At 70.0% G+C, this 20,311-nt stretch carries 10 protein-coding genes and 2 tRNA genes; 6 read left to right on the top strand and 6 right to left on the bottom strand.

Features of this window, described 5'->3' with window-relative positions; translation table 11 throughout:
- Window positions 1-307 precede the first annotated feature (307 nt).
- The 3 genes from I6J71_RS35490 to I6J71_RS35480 all read left to right on the top strand — a co-directional run bounded on the left by I6J71_RS35490 (window position 308) and on the right by I6J71_RS35480 (window position 1,382).
- Window positions 308-1,087 carry an HAD family hydrolase gene (locus I6J71_RS35490; protein WP_239154097.1) on the top strand — a complete coding sequence of 260 codons (780 nt, stop codon included), beginning with the start codon at window positions 308-310 and terminating at the stop codon, window positions 1,085-1,087.
- Window positions 1,088-1,138: 51 nt separating this feature from the next.
- Window positions 1,139-1,210: transfer RNA gene (locus I6J71_RS35485), tRNA-Gln, on the top strand.
- Window positions 1,211-1,309: 99 nt separating this feature from the next.
- Window positions 1,310-1,382 (top strand) — tRNA-Glu (locus I6J71_RS35480).
- A gap of 5,019 nt (window positions 1,383-6,401) precedes the next feature.
- Here the strand turns inward: I6J71_RS35480 and I6J71_RS35475 are convergent.
- From I6J71_RS35475 to I6J71_RS35465, 3 genes are all read right to left on the bottom strand, one after another.
- Complete coding sequence (locus I6J71_RS35475; protein WP_204090841.1) at window positions 6,402-7,046, bottom strand: HU family DNA-binding protein; 645 nt, start codon at window positions 7,044-7,046, stop codon at window positions 6,402-6,404.
- A 3,985-nt stretch (window positions 7,047-11,031) separates the two neighbouring features.
- On the bottom strand, window positions 11,032-11,544 hold the full coding sequence (locus I6J71_RS35470) for a hypothetical protein (RefSeq protein WP_204090845.1): 513 nt from the start codon (window positions 11,542-11,544) through the stop codon (window positions 11,032-11,034).
- A gap of 150 nt (window positions 11,545-11,694) precedes the next feature.
- Window positions 11,695-12,396 (bottom strand): IclR family transcriptional regulator, encoded by a 702-nt coding sequence (locus I6J71_RS35465; RefSeq protein WP_204090844.1) that lies wholly within the window; start codon window positions 12,394-12,396, stop codon window positions 11,695-11,697.
- 142 nt (window positions 12,397-12,538) lie between these two features.
- On the opposite strand from I6J71_RS35465, the gene leuC reads away from it, so the two are divergent.
- The 3 genes from leuC (at window position 12,539) to I6J71_RS35450 (ending at window position 15,505) form a co-directional block, all read left to right on the top strand.
- Window positions 12,539-13,972: a 3-isopropylmalate dehydratase large subunit gene (gene leuC, locus I6J71_RS35460; protein WP_204090843.1), complete on the top strand. Its 1,434-nt coding sequence runs from the start codon at window positions 12,539-12,541 to the stop codon at window positions 13,970-13,972.
- Between the two features lie 33 nt (window positions 13,973-14,005).
- Entirely contained in the window at window positions 14,006-14,608 is a 603-nt protein-coding gene (gene leuD, locus I6J71_RS35455) for a 3-isopropylmalate dehydratase small subunit (RefSeq protein ID WP_204090842.1), read from the top strand.
- A 252-nt stretch (window positions 14,609-14,860) separates the two neighbouring features.
- Window positions 14,861-15,505, top strand: a complete 645-nt coding sequence (locus I6J71_RS35450; protein ID WP_204090841.1) for an HU family DNA-binding protein — start codon at window positions 14,861-14,863, stop codon at window positions 15,503-15,505.
- A 626-nt stretch (window positions 15,506-16,131) separates the two neighbouring features.
- Here I6J71_RS35450 and I6J71_RS35445 read toward each other — a convergent pair.
- Genes I6J71_RS35445 through cofC form a run of 3 tightly spaced genes read right to left on the bottom strand, consistent with a single transcriptional unit; the run spans window position 16,132 to window position 20,235 of the window.
- Entirely contained in the window at window positions 16,132-17,079 is a 948-nt protein-coding gene (locus I6J71_RS35445) for an NUDIX hydrolase (RefSeq protein WP_204090840.1), read from the bottom strand.
- A complete protein-coding gene (locus tag I6J71_RS35440) occupies window positions 17,076-19,547 on the bottom strand; it encodes an RNA degradosome polyphosphate kinase (protein ID WP_204090839.1) in 2,472 nt (823 codons plus the stop codon). Before I6J71_RS35440 ends, I6J71_RS35445 begins: the two co-directional genes overlap by 4 nt.
- Before the next feature lie 55 nt (window positions 19,548-19,602).
- Window positions 19,603-20,235, bottom strand: a complete 633-nt coding sequence (cofC, locus tag I6J71_RS35435) for a 2-phospho-L-lactate guanylyltransferase (RefSeq protein ID WP_204090838.1) — start codon at window positions 20,233-20,235, stop codon at window positions 19,603-19,605.
- Between the last annotated feature and the right edge of the window lie 76 nt (window positions 20,236-20,311).

Below are 20,311 nucleotides of genomic sequence, written 5' to 3'. Positions count from 1 at the left end.
CTGTCCACACGGGACTCCGGCGCAGAGAACGCTGCCCGTTCGCACATCGTTGCGGGGCAGAGTGATCAGTTGAACCGTTTCATTGGCGGCGTGCGAAATGGTTCACTCGCCCGGTCGGCCCGGATTCCGGCGTCGTAACCGGATGAGCACTTTCCAGGCACCGGGAGTAGATGCCGTGCACCGGATCAGCGGAGCTGTTATCACCTTTTTGGCCGCGTTGCGAACGCGGCGAGTGCCCTAGCCTCACTGGGTGGATTTCGCCGTGGCACCCCCGACCCCCTCGCGAACCGCCCCTGGAGCACCTGTCGTGCCCGAACCCTGGGCACCTCCGGAGCTGCGTCTGGTGTGCCTCGACATCGATGACACCCTCATCGACTGCACCGCTGCGATCCGTCGCAGCCTCCACGCGCTGACCGGCCGGAGCGACCTCTGGCCGTTGTGGGACTTGATCACCGAGGAGCACGTGGCGCTGGTCGTCGCGGGGAAACTCGAGTACGGCGTGATGCACCACCGCCGCACCGAGTGCTTCCTCGCTGAGCTCGGCATCTCGGCCGACTCCGCCCAGGTGACCGCCTTCGAGGCGCGCCGCCGCGAGATCCTGGCCACGTCGTGGCAGCTGTTCGACGACGTGCTGCCCTGCCTCGAGTGGCTGCGCGCCGCCGGACTGCTGCTGGCGGCCGTGACGAACGCCTCAGGCGCGCACCAGCGGCGCAAGATTGCGGACCTGGGGCTGGCGCCGTTCTTCGACCACGTCGCCATCGCGGGCGAGGTCGGCGTCGCGAAGCCCGACCCCGTGATGTTCCACTCGGTGTGCCTCGGTCTGGGCTGCGACCCGGCGCAGACGGTGCACGTGGGCGACAAGCTCGACACCGACGCCATCGGTGCCCACGCCGCCGGCCTGGGTGCCGTCTGGCTCGACCGCGACGGCACCGCCCGCACCGGCGAACGCCCGCCGATCGGTGTACACACGGTCACCAGCCTCGACGAGCTGCCTGAGCTGCTGGTTTCCGAGTATGCGACCGTCGGCGTCCCCGCGCAGCGCGCCGCGGGGACCCCCGCTGCCAGGGTGCGGGACGGCGTGCTCTAGTATTTCTCCTCGTGCGGTGCTGAACCGACCCAAACCGGGAAAGCACCTCACTGGGGTATGGTGTAATTGGCAGCACGACTGGTTCTGGTCCAGTTAGTCTAGGTTCGAGTCCTGGTACCCCAGCTGCGGAGAGTGACCCCCCTGCAGAGCGAGAAATCGCCTCTGGTAAGTTCTCTCCAGCAAGAAAATTGAATAGCTCCCCGGAAACGGGGAAGATCCTAAGCCCCCGTCGTCTAGCGGCCTAGGACGCCGGCCTCTCACGCCGGTAGCGTGGGTTCGAATCCCATCGGGGGTACATCGAGTCGCCACCCAGGTTCCAGAAGTTGTGGACCTGGGTTTTTGGCGTTTCGGGGGTTTGCCGGCCGGCTGCTCCTGCGTGTCTACACGGGACATTCGGGTGCGTCTGACGTGCGGATCCTCGGGCGGCTGGAGTAGCCGCTGCGGGCCTTGCTCGGGCGTCGCGCTCCGGGTTACGTGGGGGCTCGGTTGACAGGCCTGGGACGGCTCCGGATTGTCGCCGGGCCTTCGCTCCTGAGGTGGCCGCACCGAGCTCCTCTTCGCGACGTCGCTCACGGCCGGCCGGAGAACGGCATTGTTCGTTTCCGGTACTCGTGCGCGGAATCAATAACGCTTCCGGTCGGATCAGTTCGAATACAAACGAGTCAAAGGCGTGATTGCCACTTCGTTTTCCTCTCCGACGCACGGCCATTCACCGGAACGAAGATCGGCGTACGCGCCGATCGTTCAGCCGGTGAAGTTCCGCTCCCCCTCGACGCGATCGGATCGCCGGCTCAGCCTGGAGTCGCTCCAGCGAAGCTCGTGGATGCGGCAGCCACTCGCCGGTCGTCGGCTTGCCGCGGCGGAACACTGAACGGAGGCCGCGTCGACATCGAGGGCGGGGCCGTCGTGCATCAGAACCAAGGCCCAGCGCGCGGGGCCTGCCCGCACGGCGCGCGCCTACCGTGCAGCAGCCGCCGCCGAGGTGGCTGACTGACTCGTGCGCCGTCCGCGCTCACCGCGGCCTCCACGCCTCCACCCGCGACAACGGCTTCCTCGGCGACCGGAGCTGCTTCGTGGGCCGAGGCAGCACGGCCTGACTCCACTCCTCCGGCTCGTGCAGCTCACCGCCGACCTGCCCCAGCCACAGTCCCCGCGCCGACGCCGACACGCGATGCGCCGAACGCACAGTCGCGCGGCTCGCCTTCGTCGGCACGCGGGAAGCAAGCCCGGGCCGGTGCCCCCTGCCTCGCGACTTCGCTCGAACTGAACTTGTGCGGCGGCAGGTGGTCTGGTGTTTGCCTGCAGCGACGGCCGTGCACCTCCGGCGCGGCGTTCGAGTGCGCCCCTGTCGCCCTCACCTGTCCGCCTGGGGAGCAGAACCTGGGCGCGTCTGATGCCGCAATCAACTCGCAGCGCGGACCACGTAGTTCCAAGTGAGCTGGTCGCGACGGCCGCACACTCCGCCGCTGTGAACTCCGAACCCAAGGCACGGTCGGTCGGACCTTCTTTCGAGGCGGACAGCGACCTCAGACGTGTGTCTCCAGCCCTCGAAGCTCCGATTGCGACGAAGCCACAGCAGCCCGACTCGCGACCGAGGGCTATTGCCATACCTACTTCGTTCAGGTGGCCCCGCGGTTTCGCACGCCAGGCGCGGTCAGCCCGGCTCCGTTGTGAGGCGGGCAGTGAGTGCGGGCGAGTGACTGCGGCTTCCGGGCTGAGGGCCGAAGTCGTCGTAGAGCGAGGTATGCGAGCGGGTCTGCACTGCCGGTACCTGCTTGGTGGAGGTGGCCCCGCGGTTTCGCACGCCAGGCGCGGTGAGCCCGGCTCCGTTGTGAGGCGGGCAGTGAGTCCGGGAGAGTGTCTCCTGCTCCCGGCGCGATCGGACGACGAAGGCGCCGTCGAGCGAGGCATGCGAGCAAGCGGGGCCGCACTGCCGGCACCTGCGTGGTGCAGTTTGCCCCCGCCCTTTCGCACGCCAGGCGCGATCAGTCCGACTTCGTTGTGAGGCGGGCAGTGAGTCCGGGAGAGTGACTCCGGCTTCCGGGGCTGCGGGGCGACGAAGTCGTCGTAGAGCGAGGTATGCGAGCGGGTCTGCACTGCTGGTACCTGCTTGGTGGAGGTGGCCCCGCGGTTTCGCACGCCAGGCGCGATCAGCCCGGCTTCGTTGTGAGGCGGGCAGTGAGTCCGGGAGAGTGACTGCGGCTTCCGGGGCTGCGGGGTGATGAAGTCGTCGTAGAGCGAGGTATGCGAGCTAGGGTGCGCTGCCGGCGCTGGCAGTGCGTAGCCGGCGCTGCGAGTGTCGCGGCGCCGGGCGCGGTCGGTCCGGCTTACTTGTGAGGTGGGCAGCCGACTCGGCAATGTGCCTCCGGTTCCCGCGCGGGAGTGACGAAGTCACAGCGGGGCGGCTTACGAGCGGGAGTCGCTGTCAGTACCTGCTTCGTGCAGGTGGTGTGCCGAGCGCGATCGGTCCGCCTTACTACTGCGGTGGGCAGCCGACTCGGGAGTGTGCATCCGGCTTTCGGAACAGCGGGTGCGACGAAACCACAGCCGGGCGGGCGACTTGCGACCGCCGGTGCCTGCCAGCACCTGCTGGTGCAGGTGGCGCTGCGGGTGTCGCGCGCCGAGCACGACCGGCCCGACTTACGCGTGAGGCGGTCGGGCTTGGGCGTGTGTCTCCGGCTCTCGGGGCTGCGGGCGACGAAGTCGCGTAGAGCGAGGCGAGCGGGGGTGCGCTGCCGGCACTGGCAGTGCGCAGGTGGCGCTGCCTCGGAGTCTGGGGCGGGCAGCGAGCACAGCATGTGTCTCCGGCTCTCGCCGGTTCGACGATCAAGTTGTTGTGCACAGGGCATGCCGCGTGGTGGGGCAGCTATGGGCGTGGGCCTCCGGTTCTGCGGGTTCGAGTGCAAGACAGACCTACCCCCCGGAGCAGCGAGCTTGGACGTGTGCAGCGGTCTCGGTTCGGGTGCGATCAAGTCGCAGTGGGCGCGACTTGGGTTCGGATGCTGCCGGCGATGGCCGTGCGGGCGCAGCCAGCGTTACGGATTCGCACGGCAGGTCGTCTGGGTGCGAGCTCAGAGCTCTGTCTACGGGCGCACGGTTCGGGGTGCGGGCGGGTGCCAGCCGGCGCGGTTTGGGAGCCGGGGTGAGCTGGCGACGTCGTGTGCTGGCGGCGCTGGAACGTCGAGCGGAAGGCGTAATCGGTGCGATCCACGGGGGCCGCCTGGCAGCGAAGCTCGGCCGGCTTGGCGGCCGGGCGTGTGGCCAGAGGAACAGGCGTGGCTCGGCTCTGAGGTGCGGTGGCGGCGAGCTGGGCAATCTGTTTCGGCCGCGAACAGTGCGCGGTCAAGCCGTAGTACGTGCGGGGTTGTGGCCTGGGTGCGATGACGGCGATGGTCATGTGCAGCCGACCCTGCGGTCTCGCTCGTGAGTTGCGGTCGGGCAGCCGACTGCCGGGGTGTTGTGGCAGCAGAGCTCAGACTGCCGCGGCAGGCCCGCGCGTGGCCAAGTCGCAGAAGCATCATTCGCGGTGTGCAAGCGGCATGGCCTGAGGCTCCGTAGCCGGCGCCGCTGTAAGGGCGTGGCCAAGGTTGCCCGGCTGTCTGGGTGAGTTGGCGAGGCGGCTGGGCAAGGCGCGGCGCTGCGGTATGCGAGTCGGCGGTCGGTGCGACCGGCTGGCGGGGTAACGCGGCAGCAGAGCTCGGACTGGTGCTGACAGGTTTGCGCGGGATCAAGTCGCAGGCGGCGGGCCGCGTCGCGTGAGGGGCAAGGTCTGAGGCTCCGGATCCGGCGCGGTTGCCAAGGCACAGCCAACGTTGCTCAGCTGTCTGGTGCGCTGGCAAGACGGCTGGCCAATGCGCGGCGCTGCGGCCCGTGTGCGAGTCGGCGGTCGGTGCGGCTGGCTGGCGGCGGCGACAGCAGAGATCGGGCTGGCACGACAAGTGCGCGTGGGATCATGGGAGGCGGGGCGTGTCGTTTGGTGTGCGTAAGGCGCGAGGTCTGAGACTGCGTAGCCGGCGCCGCTGTCAGGGCGTGGCCAAGGTTGCCCGGCTGTCTGGTGTGCTGGCGAGGCGACTGGGCAATGCGCGGCGTTGGGGCCTCGCTCGTGAGTCGCGGCCGGGTGGCGGGGTGTCGTGGGAGCAGAGCTTGAGTTGGCGCGACAGGCGTGCGTCGGATCAAATCGTAGGAGGCGGGGCGTGTCGTTTGGTGTGCGTGAAAGGCAAGGCCTGAGCCCGTAGCCGGCGCCGCTGTAAGGGGCGTGGCCGAGGTTGCCCGGCTGCGTGGTGTGCTGACGAGACGGCTCTGCAATGCGCGGTCTCGCGCGTGAGTCGCAGTCGGGGCAGTCGGGTGGCGGGGTGTCGTGAGAGCAGAGCTCAAGCTGGCGCGACAGGCGCGCGCGTCGCCAAGTCGCGGGAGCATCGTTCGGGGTGTGTAGGCGGCTTGGTCTGGGGCGCCGGATCTGGCGCCGCTGTATGGGCGTAGCTAGCGTTGCCCGGCTGTCTGGGTGTGGGCTGGCACGACGGCTCGGCGATGCGCGGCGTTGAGGCTTGGCCGCGGTTGACGGTCCGGGCTGCGAACACTGGCCGGGCATGCGGGGTGGGCGCCGCGGTGCTGGGTGCGAAGCACGTACCGGTCGGCGCGGCTCGCTGTGCGCGTGCGGCCTGACGTTCCGGAACGTGCGCGGCCACGTGGGGCGCGGGAGGCGGGGGAAGTCAGCGCCCGGGTGGAGCTCCCGTCGAGGCGAGTACACCGGAGTGGCTCGGGGCCGGATGTGGTGGGCAGCAGGGCGACTGGCAACTTCTCGGGCGTCGAATGTCGCGGCGGTGCTCTAGGGGCTCGCCGTCCTCTTCCTGCGTGTGCCTGCAGCGTGAGTGTGCGGTGCCGCGGATATTCGAGGTGATCGAGTCAGTGTTGACCTGGTCGGTTATCCGTTGCTTGGAGAAAGGTGGCGGAGAGGCGTTGGTGGATTCTGGACGCCTCGGCGAGGAGCAGTCTCGGCTCGTTGATCGGCACCAGTCGCCGGAGTCTTAGGCGTCGGGAGCAGGTGTTTCGGACGGGGACCCGGCCGCGGCCAGATTGGTTGGCGGCGTCGGAAGGGATTGGCGCTGGCTGGCGGGCCCGCGGGCTGGTCCGGCTGGAGTGCGAGGAACGTTGCGACCCAGGCGGCGGATTCGCTGGTGGAGCGCGGACCAAGCTGGCTGCCCGAGCGCGCAGCCGCCGAAGGCGTGTGGGGGATACAAATGCGGCAGGGCCCCCTTCCTGGTGTGGGAGGGGGCCCTGCCGCGTGTGGTGCGTGTGCCCACGGTGTGTGGGGGTGTTACTTCTTTTTTGCGGCGCTGGTGCGCTTGGCCGCGGGCTTGGCGGTGGTTTTCTTCGCCGCGGTGGTCTTGGCGGCGGGTTTCGCGGCCGTCTTGGTGGTGCTCGTCTTGGCCGCGGGCTTGGCGGCGGTCTTGGTGGTGCTTGCCTTGGCGCGGGTGGTGGCGGGCTTGGCGGCGGTCTTGGTCGCGGCCGGTTTGGCGGCCGTGGCCCGGGTGCGGGTGGTGGTGGAGCGGGTGGCGGCCGGGCGCGATGCCGTGGCCCGCGACGCGGTGGTGCGGGTGGTGGTCGACGCGGTGGCCCGGGTGCCGGTGGCCCGGGTCGCGGTCGTGGTGGCGCGCTTGACCGCGGTCGCCTTCGGCAGCTTCTTCGTGCCGGAGATGACGTCCTTGAACGTGGTCCCGGCCCGGAACGCGGGCACGTTCGTCTTCTTCACCCGCACCGTCTCACCGGTGCGCGGGTTGCGCGCGGTGCGGGCGGCACGGGCACGCTTCTCGAACACACCGAACCCGGTGATGTTCACCTTCTCGCCCTTGTTGACCGTCCGGATGATGATGTCGACGAGACCGTCGACGGCCTCCGAAGCAACCTTTTTGTCGCCCAGACGCTCCGACAGCGCCTCGATCAGCTGGGCCTTGTTGGCCATTCCAGTCCTCCAAGAAGAACTCTTCGTCCACGGCCACATCGGCCGAACTCTTCAATAGTATTACCCATAACGCGGAGAAGTCCAAACGGGACCCTTGGTTTTTCCGTTGGCGTGTCTGCGGTCTGCCCTTTCGGAGGACTCGGGAACGGCCGGAATAGCGGTCGCTTTCTTCGCTCTGATGTTCGATTGTTCGCGCGGAGTGCCTCTCTACCAGGGGCTTTGGTGCGAGCTCGGGTCGGCATTCGTGCTTCTCCAGTGGTGTCAGGCGATCTTGGCGGGGGCTCCGGAGTGTCCTTTGCGGACTGATCCATCCGGGGGTCTGGAGGGCTGCCGAAAACGGCCTCGGACCGCTTGCGGCGACCGCGGAGAGGTCTTGGGAGGGGGTGGGGCCGGCCGGTCGGCGCGTCTCGCGGCGCTGCCGGCATCCGCTGGATGGAAGGGAACTCTGCACCGGGTGGCACGGGCCGGCTGGATGCCAGTGGCAAACCCGACAAAGCAGAACCTGAGTGACGGCAACGGCTCCCGGCGCGTCCGACCGGGTGGCGCAACCTTGAACCAGTCGAGAAAACGTCGGGGCAGCAGCGGCACGGATCCGAACCGCGGCGCGGGTTCTGTGCGCCACAAGGACGACTGTTCAGGGGCCGAACGGGGTCCGCGAGGTGAACGACGGTTCGGCCGCCCGTGGCGGGAGCGCCAAGCCGTTGCAGCGGATAGGTATCGGCTTCGCCTGAGGGAGCTGTGCGGCGGACGAACACGTCCTGCGCACGAAGATCATGGCACGACGCGCTGCGCGGGAACGGGCCCGGCGGATGGGTGGCAGGCCTGGCACTGCAGGGAAGCCGAGGGGCGTAGGCCCTCGTGTCGTGGGGGAGCCGTGAGTTCGGCGGCAGCTGCTCCGCTGATGAGCTCCCGACTCGGCCGAGGTCTGGCGGGACTGGCCGGGTGTGCCGGGCCTCGGCTCGGGCAGTCGGCCCGGCTGCGGCGCGGTGGAGCTCCGTCGACAAGGGCCGATTGGGCCGCCGCGGCCGGACGAAGACGTGGTCGTGCCGAGGGGTCTCGCTCTTGTCATAGGTTTCCGGTGAGTGAGGTTCTGCTGATCAGGAGCGGAACGCCGGGAGCTCAAACGAGCAGTGGCTGCACCGGCGGAGGACAGAGATGGCGCTGTGGCAGGCATCCTTTGGACTGGCCGCGAAGTGCGGAGTGATACGCGGACTCGAACGAGAAGCTGTAACGGTCGGAGCCTGGCCGCGCACGGCCTGGCGGCGTTCCGACGCGATACGTGCGAATGGTCTGTGGGTGTCGCGAGGCCGACGTGTAACGGGCGTGGCGCCGTCGGCTGCCGCCCCGAAGCCTTGGGCACCGTACGTACGTAAGACAGGCGATCGGTAGAGGCGAGGGCAATAGGCAGCCGCTTTGGTCCTCGGTAGTAGAGGCATGCCGGCGGGCTAGTGGAAGCGGAGCTCACGCGAGACGGTGATGCGGTCGGTCTCGTGACGGGGCGCGGGTGCCTTGCGGCCCAGTCGGCGCCGCGGAGGTGGCGGCCACCTCGTGTCGCGCCGGGCACTGGTGCCTTGAGGGCACGCCGGTGCGAAGACGCCAGGAACGGCCAGTGGGGTAGGGAAGTGACGGACTGCCTGGTTGCTACGCGCGTGGATTCGTTGAGAACGAGTGGCGCCGCGCCCTGATCAAACACGGTGGCAGGCGTGGCCGTATCGAGACCGCGGAAGCATCTGGCGTCGTGGCGGTCCGGGACGTGTGCATCGGGGAAGAGTGTCGCGGCGGAGCTGTGTTGCGATGCGGACGCTGACGATGGCAGACGCGGCGGGTCGCGCCTGGCTGGCTCTGTTGTACCGCGCTGTACCGCGACGTCGAGGCTCAGGGGGAGTACGTTGCGGCCGATGCGCCGACGACACACGGCTGCCGACGAGGTCTGAAGCGGCCCACTGCAGATTCGTGAAGCGACGAACTTGTCGGGGTGCGGTCTGTGGGTCTCCGGCTGAGGCCAGGCGGGGAGGGAGGCGTGGCTCGATGACGTGCGGGCGCCGGCGACGAAAGGGGTGGCGGGGAGATGGCTGACTCTGTTGCGCCACGCGCGCACTCGGACTTGAGCCCACGCAGGCAGCGCTTCGGCTGATGTCTTGACGACACTCCGCCGTCGGCGACGACAGCGGAGCACGGGGCTGACTTCGCGGTGGTGCCGGAGGTCGCTGGCTCCGCACCGATGAGGTGGGGTGCTGACGATGGCTCTGTTGTGCTGCGCGTGGATGTCTGGGATGGGGGTTGGCATCGCGGCTGAGCTGAGAAGAGGCGCGGGTACCGCCGACGGCAGGTTCGGCGAGGCGAGGCTGCGGAGGAGGCTGATTCTGCTGTGCCGCGCGTGTACCTCCGGGGATTCCGGGTGGGAGGGCGTTGCGGCCGGCGTCTTTGATGCCGACAGCGGCAGTGGCGGGTAGCTGCTCGGTGTGGCGGGTCTGTCGGTGCTGAGGCGGGGGGATCGTGGTGCGGTGGGACAAGGCTCGACAGGTCGCGACTCTGTTGTGCTGCGCTGGGAGATCGAGGATGAGCTCATGCGAGCGCCCAGCTGATGCCTTGATCAACTAGCGAGCCGGGCGGCACTGGCTTCTCGGTGCCCCGTCTGTCGATCAGGACCGAGTTCGAGCGTGACGGCATTTCGCCCTGCGCCTTGATCAGGCAGCGCGGCAGATGGGCGAGAGAGCAGCCGACACCGCGATGTGCCCTGCAGGCTGCGACGGGGCCGGAGCGAAGACGAGCGGAAGCAGAATTCGATGCGCCGGCCGGACGCGAGAGGACAGTGGCCGCCGACACAGCCGACGAGCGGCGGGAAGGCGTTCCGTCTCGCCGTTCCGATAAATCACAGGGGTACGTCGAGCACAGCTGGTCAGGGGCGGCGCCCGGCCGATCGTTTGGTTGAGGCGTGCATCTGAAGGCGGCTGGCCGGAGTGCTCGGTCGTTTGATCGCGGTGACGGCTGCGACAGGACCAACCGGTGGAGGCGTCGGCTCCTGTTGGTCTGGCGCACCCCGGCCGCGGCAGGCGCACCGGGTCAGGGGTGGCGCTGCGGCGCTCCGCGGATCCATTACCGGGTGCGTGGAGGGCGGAGGTGGCCGGCCGGTCGTGTGGTCGTGGTGGCGGTTGTAGCCGAGAGGGCCGGCGGTGGGCGTCGGGTTCGGCTGTTGCGGTGCATCGCGGTGGTGTGGGCGGTGGGTGCGGGCTGGGAGTGGCGTCGCGGAGTCCAGCGGATCGTGTGGTTGTGGTCTGCGAACGGTCGTTGGGGCACTCGCCAAGTGGTGTGGTGGTGACGGTTGTAGCCGAGACGGCCGCCGGTTGGCGTCGGGTTCGGCTGTTGCGGTGCATCGCAGTGGTGCGGCCGATGCTGCCCGGCGGCAGTGGTGTCGCGGAGTCGAACGGGCGGCTTGTATGTGGTGCGTGGACGGGCGGTGGCGGGATGGCCGGGTGGTGTGGTCACCGTGAGGGTTGCGGCCGATGCAACCGATGGGTGCCGCCGCCTTCGGCCGGCGTGTCACCGCGGTGCGGCCCGCGCGGTTGGTGCGGAGCGGCGGAGCCGTGCCCTGCCGAACGTCTGGTTGTGGCGCAGAGGCGTGGGTAGTCCGTTCGCGGCGACGGATGCGGCTGGTGCGGAGGGCGGGACTCACCGCGTGGGGCCGTCGCGCTTGGGGGTGCAGGCCGGCGAGAACGACTCCCGGCCCGGTGGGAGGTGCCGGGAGAGAAACGGGCCCCCGGACGCGGGACCGCCGGAAGACCGACATGCCGGCGAGTATCAGCGGCGCGAGGCCGGCGAAGGGAACAACGGCGTGCCGCGACAACCGCAGCCGAGTAAGTCGGCGCGCGGGTACTGCAGAGTGTGCAACCGACTGCGGACAGTCGAGCGATCACCAGCCGGCGAGTGAGATCCGTCTCCCGGTGCTGGAAGCCGGGAGCAGCGGGACCGCGTCCACTCAGGACCCTCAGGCGGGCGCGGTCGTGCGGGCCAGGGAGAAGTACAGGTCGTCGCTGTAGGGCGCCGCGGCGTGGGTGGTGGGGTGCCAGATGGTGCGGGACAGGTGGAACAGGTCGCCGAGGTAGAGGTGGAGGGCCGTGGAGGGCGTGGTGGTGTGGTTGGCGACCGAGTGGATCACGTGTTCGTCCATGGGCTGGACGGAGCCGGCGGTCGTGTCCGTCTCGCCGGCGGGGGAGAGGGCGCCGCCGGACAGGCGGTAGAAGGTGTTGGTCTCGCGGCCGTCGAGGACGGCGATGCAGGCGGGGATCAGGTGGTCGTGTGGTGGGTACTCCGTGCGGGGCGGGATCTCGACCCGCAGGAGCGTCAGGGTCGGTTCGGCGTGGAGGACGTGTTCCGCGGCGCCGGCGCCCGGCAGCCACGTCAGGACGTCCGAAACGGCGATGTCCTGCTGCAGCCGGAGGAGGGCGGCGGGTGTGGTGGCCCGCCGGGCGGCGTGGATGAGGTCGGTGAGGTTCGGCATCGGGCTCCGTCCACCTGGGAGGTTCGGGGAACAGGGTGCCATCGAGGTGGGTCGGACGCGGCTTAAGAACGCGGCGCCGTTCTCAGCTGCCGCACATGAAAAGGCCGCCTCCCCGGGGTGGGGGGAGGCGGCCGTGGGAAGCAGCCGGCGTCAGAGCCGTTCTTGGAGCGCGTCCGCCGCGGCCAGGAGGTCGGCGGCCCAGCGCGCGCCGGGTTTGCGCCCGATGCGTTCGATGGGCCCCGAGACCGACACGGCGGCCACGACGGCACCCGACGAATCCCGTACGGGCGCGGAAACGCTCGCCACGCCCGGTTCCCGTTCGGCGACGCTCTGCGCCCAGCCGCGGCGGCGCACCTCGAGCAGGGTGCGTTCCCCGTACACGGCCTCGGCGAGGATGGTGCGCTGCGTGTGCGGATCCGACCACGCGGCAAGCACCTTGGCGCCCGAGCCCGCCGTCATCGGCAGGCGCGAGCCGACCGGGACCGTGTCACGCAGGCCGCTCGGCGGCTCGGCCGTCGAGACGCACACGCGCTGCACGCCGTCGCGGCGGTAGAGCTGCACGCTCTCGCCCGTGATGTCGCGCAGTTTCGGCAGCACGGAGCCCGCGGCGTCGAGCAGGGGATCGGTCGAACCGCCCGCCAGCTCGGCGAGCGCCGTGCCCGGGCGCCAGCGGCCGTCCGGCCCGCGCCGCAGGAGGCGGTGCACCTCGAGCCCCACGGCGAGGCGGTGCGCCGTCGCCCTCGGTAGTCCCGTGCGTGAGCAGAGTTCCGCCAGCCCACAGGGGTCTTCCGCGACGGCCTGCAGCACCGCCACGGCTTTGTCCAGTACTCCGATACCGCTATGCTGTCCCACGACGCGATACTAACTTCCCAAACTTCGGGAAGTCCAGAATCTGGGAAAAACGAACTCGAGCTGCGCACGTGACGTGGCTCGCCCCGCCTTCGGTGCTCGCCCGAGTTCCTTGCTCCCGGCCAACCCTTGGAAGGAGCCGGAGATGACCAGCCCGACCGGCAAGGCCCGCACGCTGGCGGAGAAGGTGTGGGACAGCCACCTCGTGCGCCGAGGCGAAGGCGCCGAACCGGACCTGCTCTACATCGACCTCCACCTGGTGCACGAAGTCACCAGCCCGCAGGCGTTCGACGGTCTCCGCCTGGCCGGGCGGCCCGTGCGCCGCCCCGACCTCACCATCGCGACGGAGGACCACAACGTCCCGACGGTGGACATCGACCTCCCGATCGCGGACCCGGTCTCGCGCACGCAGGTCGAGACCCTTCGCCGCAACTGCGAGGAGTTCGGTGTCCGGCTGCACCCCATGGGGGACGCCGAGCAGGGCATCGTGCACGTCATCGGCCCGCAGCTGGGTCTCACGCAGCCCGGCACGACCGTCGTGTGCGGCGACAGCCACACCTCCACCCACGGCGCGTTCGGCGCCATGGCGTTCGGCATCGGCACGTCGGAGGTCGAGCACGTGCTCGCCACCCAGACGCTGCCGCTGCGCCCGTTCAAGACGATGGCGATCACCGTCGACGGGGAGCTCAAGCCGGGCGTCACGGCGAAGGACATCATCCTCGCCGTCATCGCCAAGATCGGCACGGGCGGTGGGCAGGGCTACGTGCTCGAGTACCGCGGCAAGGCCATCGAGGCGCTGTCGATGGAAGCCCGCATGACCGTCTGCAACATGTCGATCGAAGCGGGCGCGCGCGCCGGCATGATCGCGCCGGACGAGACGACCTTCGCGTACCTGAAGGGCCGCCCGCACGCGCCGCAGGGCGCCGATTGGGACGCCGCCGTGGCCGCGTGGCGCGAGCTGCGCACCGACGAGGGCGCGGAGTTCGACGCCGAGGTGCACCTCGACGCCGACGAGCTCACCCCGTTTGTGACCTGGGGCACCAACCCGGGCCAGGGCCTGCCGCTGGGTGCCGCGGTGCCCGACCCGGCCGCCATCGGCGACGAGAACGAGCGCATCGCTGCCGAGAAGGCGTTGTCCTATATGGACCTGACGCCGGGCACGCCGCTGCGTGAGATCTCGGTCGACACCGTCTTCCTCGGTTCGTGCACCAACGGACGCATCGAGGACCTGCGCGCGGCCGCCGACGTGCTGCGCGGGCGCAAGGTCGCCGAGTCCGTTCGCATGCTCGTGGTCCCCGGTTCGATGCGCGTGCGCAAGGCGGCCGAGGAGGAGGGCCTCGACAAGGTCTTCACCGAGGCCGGCGCCGAGTGGCGGCAGGCGGGCTGCTCGATGTGCCTCGGCATGAACCCCGACCAGCTCGCGCCCGGTGAGCGCAGCGCGTCGACCTCCAACCGCAACTTCGAGGGCCGGCAGGGCAAGGGTGGGCGCACCCACCTCGTGTCGCCGCTCGTGGCCGCCGCCACCGCGATCCGGGGCACGCTCTCGTCCCCGGCCGACCTGGTGCCCGCGGGCGTCTGAGACCCCCGAACCACCGAGACAGGAGCTCCCACCATGCAACCGTTCACCCAGCACACGGGCATCGGAGTGCCGCTGCGCCGGTCCAACGTGGACACAGACCAGATCATCCCGGCCGTGTACCTCAAGCGCGTGACGCGCACCGGCTTCGAAGACGGCCTGTTCGCCGGCTGGCGCACCCAGGAGGACTTCATCCTCAACTCGGAGCCCTTCAAGTCCGGCAGCGTCCTGGTCGCCGGACCGGACTTCGGCACCGGCTCGTCGCGCGAGCACGCCGTGTGGGCACTGATGGACTACGGCTTCCGCGCCGTGATCTCTTCCCGCTTCGCCGACATCTTCCGGGGCAACTCGGGCAAGGGCGGCCTGGTTGCCGCCCAGTGCGAACAATCCGACGTCGAACTGCTCTGGAAGCTGCTCGAGAACGACCCCGGCACGGAGGTCACGGTCGACCTCGAGACCAAGACCGTGCGAGCCAAGGACTTCACCGCGCCCTTCCAGATCGACGATTACGTCCGCTGGCGGCTGCTCGAAGGGCTCGATGACATCGCTCTCACCCTTCGCCACGCCGAAGACATCGACGCGTTCGAGTCGGCCCGGCCCTCCTGGAAGCCCGTGACCACCGCGAGCACGGCCTCCTAGTCCCAGGTCAGGGACGCGGATTCCCTGCTCGGAAAGGGAATCCGCGCCCCTGCGCCGGGGTCGCGAAGAACCCCTTCACCGACACCAAACGGCACCTCGCGAGGCCCCGGACGGGTCTCTCGAGAGGCGGAACCACTCCCGACGCAAGGGAAAATTCCGCGCGCCGTTTGGAATTTGTGCTGCATTGGTAATACCGTGTGCGCTAGTCGGCCGATGTGGCCGTGGACGAAGAGTTCTTCTTGGAGGACTGGAATGGCCAACAAGGCCCAGCTGATCGAGGCGCTGTCGGAGCGTCTGGGCGACAAAAAGGTTGCTTCGGAGGCCGTCGACGGTCTCGTCGACATCATCATCCGGACGGTCAACAAGGGCGAGAAGGTGAACATCACCGGGTTCGGTGTGTTCGAGAAGCGTGCCCGTGCCGCCCGCACCGCGCGCAACCCGCGCACCGGTGAGACGGTGCGGGTGAAGAAGACGAACGTGCCCGCGTTCCGGGCCGGGACCACGTTCAAGGACGTCATCTCCGGCACGAAGAAGCTGCCGAAGGCGACCGCGGTCAAGCGCGCCACCACGACCGCGACCCGGGCCACCGGCACCCGGGCCACCGCGTCGACCACCACCCGCACCACCGCGTCGCGGGCCACGGCATCGCGCCCGGCCGCCACCCGCTCCACCACCACCCGCACCCGGGCCACGGCCGCCAAACCGGCCGCGACCAAGACCGCCGCCAAGCCCGCCACCACCCGCGCCAAGGCAAGCACCACCAAGACCGCCGCCAAGCCCGCGGCCAAGACGAGCACCACCAAGACGGCCGCGAAACCCGCCGCCAAGACCACCGCGGCGAAGAAAACCACCGCCAAGCCCGCGGCCAAGCGCACCAGCGCCGCAAAAAAGAAGTAACACCCCCACACACCGTGGGCACACGCACCACACGCGGCAGGGCCCCCTCCCACACCAGGAAGGGGGCCCTGCCGCGTCTCCGGGAAGTCCCCGCCGCTCCAGGAATCGGCGCAGGGGACTGAGCACGTCCGGCAGATGATCGCGACAGCCCCGCAGCCGCATCTGTCACCAGGGGCGTGGCCGCGTCGGCGGATCGACCGTGCCCCAACACATCCGGCGCCGGCCTCGAGCCGCAGGTTCACCGGACCGCCAAGCCCTGCCGGCGCTTGGTCGGACCCGCGCCGGGAGTACTTGAAGCACAGCCACCCCGCGCGTCTTCGAGGCGATCCCGGGTCCTTCTGCCGGCTCGTGTGATCACTTCCGAGCCAGGGGTGAAATATTCGGTCGGAGCAGGGCTGCTCGATACGCCGTTCGGGCGGACTTCTGTACCGGTTGGCGCCTCGAAGCCAATCCCGATCTCTATAGAATCTCGCCCGCCCAACGCGGAGGAATAGCCGCACGACACTTTTCGAGCGCATTCGAACAGTGCCGCATTCACCGATCTTCCCCGCGGCCGGCGCGCCCGCCGGAAAGGCGGAAGGCCTCCCCGCCGACAACGACGAGGAGGCCTTCCGCGCAGAAACCGGTCAGTGCCGCGACGGGGCCGGCGCGGGGAGCGGGCTGGGGTAGTAGTCCGCGCCCACGAGCTGGGGACCGGTGTCACCGGCGCGGAACGACAGGACCCACAGGGAGCCCTTCTTGCTCGGCACCACACCGCCGCGGGCGGCGGGCAGCGCCAAGCCGTCGCGGTCGGCCAGAGCGCTCACCACGTCCGGGATCACGCCGCCCTGGCTGCAGATCAGCGGCGTGCCACCGGCACCGGCGATGGCCAGCAGGCGGTTGATCCCGTGGACCGGATCGGGCCAGTAGCCCTCTTCGGACAGCAGCTCCTCGTGGTGGATCTCGACACCGAGGTCCTCCGCGACACCCCGGACCGTCTGCACGCACCGCAGCCGCGGGGCCGAGAAGACGTCGTCCGGACCGAAGAGCGGCAGCAGGGTGCGCAGTGCCTCGGCCTGGCGCAGACCGGCGTCCGACAGCGGGCGCAGGTCGTCGTCGCCGGTCCAGTCGTCGCGCTTGCCCGCCTTGGCGTGGCGGACGAGCAGCACGGTCGTGAGCGTTGCCGGCAGGGAGCAGAACCCCCGCAGCACGCCGACATCGGCGGAGTTCGTCAGCAAGCGCTCGGCCGCCACGGGGTCGAGCCAGCGCAGCTCGTCGACCTCGTGGTTGGCCTCGAACGAACCCGACACGGCTTCGCCGCTGAAGTAGTCGACGGTCTTGCTCAGCATCTTCGCGCCGTTTCGGGCGGGCACGTCGTACGCGGTCTGCGCGACGTGCCGGCCCAGCACGGTGTGGTAGCCGGTTTCCTCTCGCACTTCCCGCACCGCCGCGGCGGCGAGGGTCTCACCGGCGTCGAGTTTTCCCTTCGGCAGCGACCAGTCGTCGTAGCGGGGCCGGTGCACGAGGGCGACTTCGATCCCGTCGCCGGCGTGGCGCCACAGCACTGCACCGGCTGCGCGGACGTCCACGCTCATCCGGCGGCCCCGTGCAGCTTCGCCAGCTCAACCTGGTGATCACGGACCTGCGAACCGGCCGCCGGGAACGGCTGCCACTCACCGGTCGCGGTGAGGACCCAGCAGCGCGTGGCCGGGTCGAGTGCCGAGTCGAACACGGCGTCGAGCTGGTTCGTGAGCTTCGGGTCCTTCACGCGCACGAGCGCCTCGATGCGGCGGTCGAGGTTGCGGTGCATCATGTCGGCGCTGCCGATCCAGTGGGTGCCGCCCGCGCGGAAGTGGAAGATCCGCGAGTGCTCGAGGAAGCGGCCCAGGATCGAGCGCACGCGGATGTTCTCCGACAGCCCCTCGACACCTGGCTTCAGCGCGCAGATGCCGCGCACGACCACGTCGACGGGCACCCCGGCCTGCGAAGCGTGGTACAGCGCGTCGACCACCTGCTCGTCGACGAGCGAGTTGCACTTGATCCGGATCCCGGCCGCCTGCCCGGCGCGCGCCAGCTCGATCTCCTCGCCGATCGAGCGGACGATGCCGCGGCGGATGCCGTGGGGCGACGTGAGGATCGTGCGGTAGGTGTCCTGCCGCGAGTAGCCGGTGAGCACGTTGAACAGGTCGGTGACGTCGGCGCCGATGCTCGGGTCGGCCGTGAGCAGGCCGAGGTCCTCGTACAGGCGCGCGGTCTTCGGGTTGTAGTTGCCGGTGCCGATGTGGCAGTAGCGGCGGATGGTCGAACCCTCCTGGCGCACCACCATCGACACCTTGCAGTGCGTCTTCAGCCCGACGAGGCCGTAGACCACGTGCACGCCCGCGCGTTCCAGCGTGCGCGCCCACGTGATGTTGGCCTGTTCGTCGAAGCGCGCCTTGATCTCGACGAGTGCCACGACCTGCTTGCCCGCCTCGGCGGCGTCGATCAGCGCGTCGACGATCGGCGAGTCGCCCGACGTGCGGTACAGCGTCTGCTTGATCGCCAGCACCTTCGAGTCGGCCGCGGCCTGCTCGATGAAGCGCTGCACGCTCGTGGAGAACGAGTCGTACGGGTGGTGCACCAGCACGTCGCCCTCGCGCAGCGTCGCGAACACGCTCTTAGGCGTCTCGCGCTCGCCGAACGCCGGGTGCGTCGCCGGCACGAACGGCCTGTCCTTGAGTTCCTTGCGGTCCACACCGGACAGCTGGTGCAGACAGGTCAGGTCGAGCAGGCCCGGCACCTCGACGACGTCGGCCGGGTCCACCTCGAGTTCGCGCAGCAGCAGCTCGAGCATGTGCTCGCTCATGTCCTCCGCGACCTCGAGCCGCACCGGCGGGCCGAAGCGCCGCTGCGCGAGCTCGCGCTCCAGGGCCTGCAGGAGGTCCTCGTCACGGTCCTCTTCCACCTCGAAGTCGGCGTTGCGGGTGACGCGGAACACGTGGTGCTCCGTGACCTCCATGCCGGTGAACAGCTCGCCGAGGTGCGCGGCGATGAGTTCCTCCAGCGGCAGGAACGTCGCCGTGCGGTTGGTGCGTTCCGACTCCACGCGCATGAGCCTCGGCACGTTGCTCGGCACCTTCACCCGGGCGAAGCGCTCGGTGCCGCCCTGCGGGTCGCGCACCGTCACCGCCAGGTTGAGCGACAGGCCCGAGATGTACGGGAACGGGTGCGCCGGGTCGACGGCCAGCGGCGTGAGCACCGGGAAGATCTGCTCGGAGAAATAGCTCGACAGCCGCAGCTGTTCGGCGCCCGAGAGGTCGGCCCAGCCGACGAGCCGGATGTCCTGCTTGGCCAGCTGCGGACGCAGGTGGTCTTCGAACGCGCTCGTGTGGCGCTCCACCAGGTCCTGGTTGCGCTTGGCGATGTAGTCCAGCTGCTCGCGCGGCGTGAGGCCGTCGGCGCTGCGCACGGACAGGCCCGTGTCTTCGCGGCGCTTCAGGCCGGCCACGCGGACCATGTAGAACTCGTCCAAATTGGACGCGAAGATGGCGAGGAACTTCGCCCGTTCGAGCAGCGGCTGCGACTCGTCCTCGGCGAGAGCCAACACCCGTGCGTTGAAGTCGAGCCAGGACAGCTCCCGGTTGAAGTACCTGTCGTCGGGCAGCGTTTCGACGGCGGTGGGCGGCGACGCCGAGGTGACAGCGGGCGGCGCCGAGGGTACGGCGCCCTCGGAGGTCCCCGTGCGGCGCGAGCGGGCCGGGCGCGCGGTGGTGACGGCCGCGGCCGAGGTGGTCTTGCGGGCGCGCGGGGTTTTCGCCGCGGGCGCGTTCGCCTCGCTCTTCGCGGCGGGGGCCTTCGCGGTCTTCGGCTTGCCCGCCGCGTTCGCGCCGGCCTTCGCGGCGGTCGCGCGGGCAGCCGTCTTCACCGCGTCGGCGGTCTTGCCGGAGGTCGTCTTCCGCGCGGCGCTGGTGCGGCGCGCCGGGGTCGCAGGCGCGTCAGCTTTCGCCACGCTGGCCCTGCGCCGCCGGGCGGGCTGTCCGTTCCGGGCGGGTGTGCTGGCGTCGTCTGTGCTCACGACGCCCATTGTTCACTACGGAGGCGCCGTTTGCGCAGACCGCGATGAAGGTCAAATGAACACCTCAACCCATCGGGACGGTCTCGGCGGGCAGCAGCGCGGCCGTGCGTTTGCCGAAGCCGAGCGCGGCCGCGTACCGAAGATCGTCCGATGTGTCCACGTCGCTGCGCAGGGAACCCAGGCCGGCGGCCAGCGCGACGGCGCCGGAAGCCGTGTGCCGCTGGGCGGAACCGGCGCCGAACCGCGGGTCGAGTGGCGCTCCGGGCGCCGACAGCAGCAGTGTCGTGCCCGTGCCCTGGCGGTCCGCGACGAACGCGCGCGCCCCCGCCGCTTCGGCCAGCGCGGCCGCGAAGTCGCCCGCGCGCAGAGCCGGCAGGTCGGCCTGCAGCGCACCGACGACACCAGCCGGGTCGCCGTCGCGCAGCAGAGCCTCACCGTGACGCAGCGCTTCGTTCAGGCCGCCGTCGCGGGACTCCTTCACCAGCTCCACGCCCAGACCGGCCAGTTCGGACACCGCGGCCGGGTCGGCGGCCACCACCAGCACGCGCCGCACGGCGGCCACCGACGTCACGGCCGCGAGCGTGTCGTACGCCAGGGCCAGCACCAGCTCGGCGTGCGCCACCCCGGCGAGCGCGCCCCGCAGGCGCGACTTGCCCTCACGCGGGTGTTTCAACGGCACGACCAGGTCCACGTCCACCCGTCCATCTTTACCCGATCCCGGCGAGGCTCGTGGTGAGCGCACCCTCCCTGGACTGCGTGAACCCCGGGGCGGC

The sequence above is a fragment of the Amycolatopsis sp. FDAARGOS 1241 genome, from assembly GCF_016889705.1.
In the GTDB taxonomy this organism is placed as follows: domain Bacteria; phylum Actinomycetota; class Actinomycetes; order Mycobacteriales; family Pseudonocardiaceae; genus Amycolatopsis.
Note: the sequence above shows the minus strand (reverse complement) of the source record. Positions and strands in the feature narration are given on the sequence as shown.

Coding starts and splice junctions, on each gene's coding strand:
- leuC (WP_204090843.1), top strand. CDS start 12,539: ATGACCAGCCCGACCGGCAAGGCCCGCACGCTGGCGGAGAAGGTGTGG.
- I6J71_RS35450 (WP_204090841.1), top strand. CDS start 14,861: ATGGCCAACAAGGCCCAGCTGATCGAGGCGCTGTCGGAGCGTCTGGGC.
- I6J71_RS35440 (WP_204090839.1), bottom strand. CDS start 19,547: ATGGGCGTCGTGAGCACAGACGACGCCAGCACACCCGCCCGGAACGGA.
- I6J71_RS35470 (WP_204090845.1), bottom strand. CDS start 11,544: ATGCCGAACCTCACCGACCTCATCCACGCCGCCCGGCGGGCCACCACA.
- leuD (WP_204090842.1), top strand. CDS start 14,006: ATGCAACCGTTCACCCAGCACACGGGCATCGGAGTGCCGCTGCGCCGG.
- I6J71_RS35445 (WP_204090840.1), bottom strand. CDS start 17,079: ATGAGCGTGGACGTCCGCGCAGCCGGTGCAGTGCTGTGGCGCCACGCC.
- I6J71_RS35475 (WP_204090841.1), bottom strand. CDS start 7,046: ATGGCCAACAAGGCCCAGCTGATCGAGGCGCTGTCGGAGCGTCTGGGC.